Source organism: Mesorhizobium sp. B3-2-1 (assembly GCF_006439515.1).
Classification (GTDB): Bacteria; Pseudomonadota; Alphaproteobacteria; order Rhizobiales; family Rhizobiaceae; genus Mesorhizobium.
In genome coordinates, this window is record NZ_VFTI01000072.1 from 1 (window position 1) to 1,026 (window position 1,026).

General features: G+C 65.5%; 1 protein-coding gene. It reads left to right on the top strand.

What is annotated here, in order from left to right:
* Positions 1-84: 84 nt before the first annotated feature.
* A partial coding sequence (locus FJW08_RS32250) for an ISAs1 family transposase (RefSeq protein ID WP_140813758.1) occupies positions 85-1,026 on the top strand: 942 nt, incomplete at its 3' end.

Sequence of the window (1,026 nt, forward strand, 5' to 3'; positions counted from 1 at the left end):
GCAGGGCTGCGAACTCGGGTTAACGCGCTTTGGGGATTGCGACTGATCTGATTCCATGGGGGTCCCATGATTCGGAGCCTCGCCATGACCACTGTCGCCCTTGAAGGATTCGAAAAGTCCCGCCTGAGGTCGCTTCTCGAGCATTTTGGCGAGATCGAAGACCCGCGTGAGCCGTGGCGGGTTGCCCATCCGCTGCCCGAGGTGCTGCTTCTGGTCGTCTGCGGCACGATCTGCGACTGCGAGGATTACGACCTGATAGCAGCGTGGGGAAATGCCCATCTTGACTTCCTGCGCCGCTATCTGCCCTACCATCACGGCGTGCCGGGCGGCCGCTGGCTGACTTTGCTCATGAACCGCATCGATCCGGCGCTGTTTGCCGGCGCCTTCACCGCGTGGGTGCGCGAGACGTGGCCGGACAAGCCCGACTTCGTTGCCATCGACGGCAAGACCTCGCGGCGCAGCCACGACAAGAGCGCAGGCAAGGCGCCGCTGCATCTGGTTTCCGCCTTCGCCACCACCGCACGGCTGGTGCTCGGCCAGGAGGCCGTGGCCGACAAGAGCAACGAGACAACGGCCATTCCCGTGCTTCTGGAGCGCCTCGGCGCCAATGGCGGCCTCCTGGGCGCGCTCGTCTCCATTGACGCCATTGCCACAAATGCCGCCATCGCAACCGCAATCCGCGCTCACGGCGCCGACTATCTGCTCGCAGTCAAGGCCAATCAGCCGACATTGCGCGCCGAGATCGAGCGCTACTTCGACGACGCGCCGCAAGACAGCCTCGACAGCTTCACCGACCTCGACAAGGGCCATGGCCGCATCGAGGAACGCGTCGTCACCGTCAGCCGCGAGACTGGATGGCTCGCAGGCCAGCGCCGTTTCCCCGGCGAACTGCGCCTGCCTGAGGTCAAGGCCATCGTCCGCGTCACTTCACGCACCGGACTGAATGACAGGAGCCGCTTCGATACCCGCTACTTCATCGCCTCCGCCGACCTCACCGCCGAACGGGCCGCCCACGCCGTGCGCGGC